The sequence below is a fragment of the Sellimonas catena genome, from assembly GCF_027924685.1.
In the GTDB taxonomy this organism is placed as follows: Bacteria; Bacillota; Clostridia; order Lachnospirales; family Lachnospiraceae; genus Sellimonas; species Sellimonas catena.
Genome location: NZ_BSBO01000070.1, coordinates 1 through 4,638, shown reverse-complemented (window position 1 = coordinate 4,638; position 4,638 = coordinate 1). Strand labels below are relative to the sequence as shown.

General features: G+C 45.0%; 4 protein-coding genes and 1 pseudogene. All 5 read right to left on the bottom strand.

Annotated elements, in window-relative coordinates:
• Positions 1–179: 179 nt before the first annotated feature.
• The gene (locus Selli1_RS17855) at positions 180–1,109 is read right to left on the bottom strand and encodes a hypothetical protein (protein ID WP_138372669.1); all 930 of its coding nucleotides are present in this window, start codon (positions 1,107–1,109) and stop codon (positions 180–182) included.
• On the bottom strand, positions 1,102–2,232 hold the full coding sequence (locus Selli1_RS17850; RefSeq protein ID WP_138372668.1) for a DUF58 domain-containing protein: 1,131 nt from the start codon (positions 2,230–2,232) through the stop codon (positions 1,102–1,104). The genes Selli1_RS17855 and Selli1_RS17850 overlap by 8 nt, the downstream gene beginning before the upstream one ends.
• 1 nt (position 2,233) lies before the next feature.
• Positions 2,234–3,187 carry an AAA family ATPase gene (locus Selli1_RS17845; protein WP_087168894.1) on the bottom strand — a complete coding sequence of 318 codons (954 nt, stop codon included), beginning with the start codon at positions 3,185–3,187 and terminating at the stop codon, positions 2,234–2,236.
• A gap of 307 nt (positions 3,188–3,494) precedes the next feature.
• Positions 3,495–3,739 (bottom strand): annotated as a pseudogene (locus Selli1_RS18615) (transposase); the annotation flags it as partial.
• A complete protein-coding gene (locus tag Selli1_RS17835) occupies positions 3,682–4,215 on the bottom strand; it encodes a hypothetical protein (RefSeq protein ID WP_138372667.1) in 534 nt (177 codons plus the stop codon). The gene Selli1_RS17835 and the pseudogene Selli1_RS18615, both read right to left, overlap by 58 nt.
• Positions 4,216–4,638 lie beyond the last annotated feature (423 nt).

Here is a 4,638-nt window from a genome sequence, read left to right as displayed (position 1 = left end):
TATAAGACATTATACCTCTACTCGAACAAAAAGTCGAGGATTACATATACTGATGTATAGCATATATAACCCTCGATAAAATCAGATCGATTTATACTTTTAAAAATCATTCATGAAACAACCCTGACAAAAAACGGACCCCGAAGAGTCCGTTTTTACAGTATAATCAAATATGCCTGTTACGTAAGACGTGACACGCCTTCTTTTGCTTTTTCAAGATCCTCTTTTGCACAGCCTTCCGTATCGTATCTGGCTTTTTCGTAAGCCTCGTGCAGCTGGTCTGCGCCAGGATACTGAGAGAGGCTGGCAAGTGCTTCGATCTGAGACGGGGTCATGGATCTTGACGGCGTTTTTCCGGAACGAAGCCGGCGGCGTATGGACCGATAATACAGTTTCCGTATCCGCCCTTCCGTACTGCGGTCAAAAAAACGGAGTTTTTCTCCGGAGGAAGTCCGTTTCACTTTATTTCGCTCCATTTTCGGAGAGACAAATTCCCTTTTGTCCAGTTCTGTCCCTTCACGCCTGGATGTCAGCTTCCGGTAAATCGCAACAAGCAGCAGAACCAGAATTGCCGCGATGGAAACGACAGCGATAATCAAAAACAGATACTCGAGTATCCGGGCGAACCAGGAAACATTTTGGGAACGGGGCAGATTCTGGAAAAACGGCTCTGTTTCCTGAGTTATGATCTCTTCTTCCGGTGCAGACCCTTTACGAAGCAGCAACTGAAGAATCCATCGGATGACAGCCACAAAAACTGTTTTAACCGCATCAATGACATTACGGTAAGGAAGATGAACAAAAAGGAACATGCATCCGCCTGTCAATATCAGAAATCCGGTTAACAGCAGAGTGTTAATCAGATAGATCTGCCGCTTCGGTACATGAGAAACATCTTTGTTCATTCTCATATAATCATATATTCCCTGCTGGTTTGTGTGAATCAGCACGGAGAAGATATCCACGACAAATACGGCATATGCACAGTCGGCAAAAAAGGGATCTTTTGTATAGTAGTTGACCAGACATAAACCCCCTGCTGCGGCCAGGAGAATCACATGAAAGACCGCAAGAGAGTGACGGCAGTAAAACTGATATAACTTATTCAATGCGTGACACCTCCCATTTTATGGAGACCGCATGAGGACAGCGGTCCTGGAGAAATTCCATATCATTGTGAAGCGGAGCAATCCACTGGGAACCTTCGGACTGAAGGCAAAGCTGGTCAAAAGTCCGGAGAAGGCGGCTGTTCTGAGAATAGGAAATCAGAAGATAAAAATCCGCCCCGTGTGTAACAGACAGTTTTTCGGCAATCAAAGGCTCCAGCTCCGGCAGATCCTGCGAACGGTCGCTGAGTCTTGCAAGCCCTTCCTTGAGTGTGCGGATATGGTGTGTTCCGGCTCCGGCGGGAAGAACCAGCGTCTGCTTCGTCATTGCATCGATCCCGTTGGTGATCAGCTGTACCGGAATCCCTTCTGCCAGAAGAAGTTCCGCATAAGAGGCGGCCAGACGAATGGCGTTTTCGAACAGGCGCTCCGAGTGCCAGCTGGAATCGTCGGCAAGATTCAGAAAAATGGTAACCTGACGGCTGGCCGTGTAATCGTGTACATTCACCATCAGTTCTCCGGTCTTGGCAGATGCCTTCCAGTTTACCGCTTTCATGGGATCATACTGCTGGTACGGCCGGATGCCGCGGAATTCAAAAGGATCTTCAAACGCGGAATTCCGGGTGAGAATTGTTCCCATCATTTTGCGGAAAGGCGCTTTTAATTCCGCGAATGGAACCGGTTTCGGGTATACATACAGGGAAGTATCCACCGCTCTTGAAATCACGGATTTGTTCATGAGGAACAAATCAAAGGAAATCAGATCCAGATTCCAGACCTGATAGCATCCCCGTTTTGACGCTGTAAACGGCAGACTCCGTGAAATTTTCTCATAGGACATGACGGAGAAAATGTCGTTCCGATAATTATTGTCCGTCGTTGCAGTATTTTCCGCTTCCGAAAATTTCAGTTTCCGACTGACCGAAAATTTTACCTGAAGTGTGGTGAGAGGGAGCAGTTTGCGGTTTGTGATTGTCTCCAGAAGACAGGAAGCGTCTCCTTCATTGACCGCATGATCCTGAAACCGGATCTGGCATTCCAGACCTCTCATCCAGTATTTTTTGTAATAGACTGCCTGCAGAATATAAAGTAAAAGGACTGCAAACAGAGTTGGCAGGATGATCATATTATTTCCCCCACTCTTCCGTTGGTAATTCGGTCTGATCCAGAATGCCCTCCAGGAACCGTTCTGCTGTCCGGTCCAGAATATGACCTGACGGGAAGACAAGGCGGTGTGCGAGAACCGGGATGGCCAGCGTCTTGATGTCTTCCGGGACAACATAGGACCGGCCCTGCACCATGGCATAGGCACGCACGGCGCGGAGAAGAGCCAGAGTACCACGCGGGCTTACCCCTGCCAGACAGTCACCGGAAGTACGGGTGGCATGCACAATACGGGCGATATAATCAATCAGCATCGGATGAATACGGATATCCAGATAGTCTTTTTGAAGCTCGATGAGTTCTTCGGCCGTACAGACGGAGCCAAGTTCTGTCAGAGGACTGGACGTCAGGAAACGCTCCATAATGGCACATTCCTCCTGAACACTTGGAAGTCCCATGGAGAGCTGCATCAGGAAACGGTCCAGCTGTGCTTCCGGAAGAGGAAAGGTTCCGGAAGTCTCGACCGGGTTCTGAGTCGCAATAACAAAAAACGGGCGGTCAAGAGGATAGGTGACACCGTCCACGGTCACCTGACGCTCTTCCATACATTCCAGAAGCGCGGACTGGGTTCTTGGTGTCGCACGGTTGATTTCGTCTGCCAGAAGAATGTTGCAGAATACAGGACCTTCCCGGAATGTAAATTCGCCCTCTTTCTGGTTATAGTAATTCAGTCCGGTTACATCAGATGGAAGAAGATCCGGTGTGAACTGAATTCTGCTGAATTCCGCGTCGATAGAACGGGCCAGAGACTTCGCCATGACTGTTTTTCCGGAACCAGGGACGTCTTCCAGAAGGATGTGACCTTCTGCGATAATGGCAGTAAGAATCAGATCTGTCAGCTTTTCCTTTCCAACCAGGACTTTTCCGATGTTTTCCCGGATTGCATTGATTTTTTCGTTTCGGGTTTCTGTGTTCATGTCAATAACTCCTTTGTTCAGATTATAGCTAAGGATTATTATAACATGTAATGGAGGGAAAGGTACTGTTATGAATTGATTTTTTCTGTTTGCATTATATAAGATTTCGTTTTATGACTGTTATTTGCGGGAGAAGTTTTTAAACATGGAAAGGAGAATGTAAGGATTAAATTCAGTACTTTAGACCGAGTAGTTCACGCTAAAATAAAGCGGAGGCCTGTGGTATACTAACACTAAGGAAAGTGGAAATTAAAAACAAACACAAATACCTGTTTCAAGACTATATTATATATAGCAGGAGGTTCATTTAGTCCGGTAACCTGCCTTCATACATGATACTCAGCTCGCCATATACCTGACCCCAGTTCCGGATGGTAGTAGTCCATCTTCTGGTGGCTTCGAAGGTAGCCAGATACAGAGCTTTCAGCAGCGCCGTATCGCTCGGGAAACGCTTCTCTGCTGGTTCAGTCTCCGATAGGTGGAGTTTAATGATTCTATCGCATTTGTCGTATATATAACTTTTCGGACAGTCGCTGAAAACTTGAAAAGCGGAATTTTGTCCTGCTAACGATAAATGATACTCCAGCTGCATAGCGAAACATCTGTTTCATCAGCAAGACTACGTTATCCAAAGAAGAATATTTTAGAGGAATTGAATCAACAACATCCTGCATTTGTTCATATGTAATTTTATCGATTGGTATATTGTGTAACGCTTTACAGTTTTTATAAGCTGCACGTGTAGAGTATTTTGATTGCTCCGAATATACTTTTTTGCCATTATATTTCCACTTGTAGTAGAGTTGATAAAGTTCTGAAAATGTTAATACTTTATCCTCAGTTGAGCGTGTCATATGTGTATAATCCGTAAGTAACTTTTGAATAAACTTACTCATGTCTGAACTGGATAAATTACTATCATTGACAAGTTCTTTTTCCAGTCCTGGTGTATATGTTCCTGCTTTGTAAGCAGTGAGTACGGTAAATCCAATATACCAGTCAGATACATAGCAAAGAGCTTTTGGCAAGACGGCCTTTCCATCTTCCGTATACCCTGTCACAGGGGAATAAACAGCATACTGATTTCATCTCCTTTATTGTTTTCATAGAAAGTATACTACAAAAGGCAGACGTCACTGATTTTGCATTCACAACCAGTGGAACTGCATGGAATATCGGTTCGTTTCAAGGTTTTCTTTCATATTTGCAAACAATATAAAAGTATATTAACGCTCCAGCAAACTCTGTATTACTGCTGCAGCTTATGCTGTAGCAGCAAGACAGGCTGCCGGAGCATTTTTATTCTTGGTTACTGTTCTGGTGGAGAGGTCTCTGGTCAGCTTTACAGTAGCAGCAGGGCATGTTATAATTTATTACAAAAATATTAAATGTTTCAAGGAGATATTACATGATAAGCGTGAGAGAGCTGACAAAGACATTCGATGGGAAAC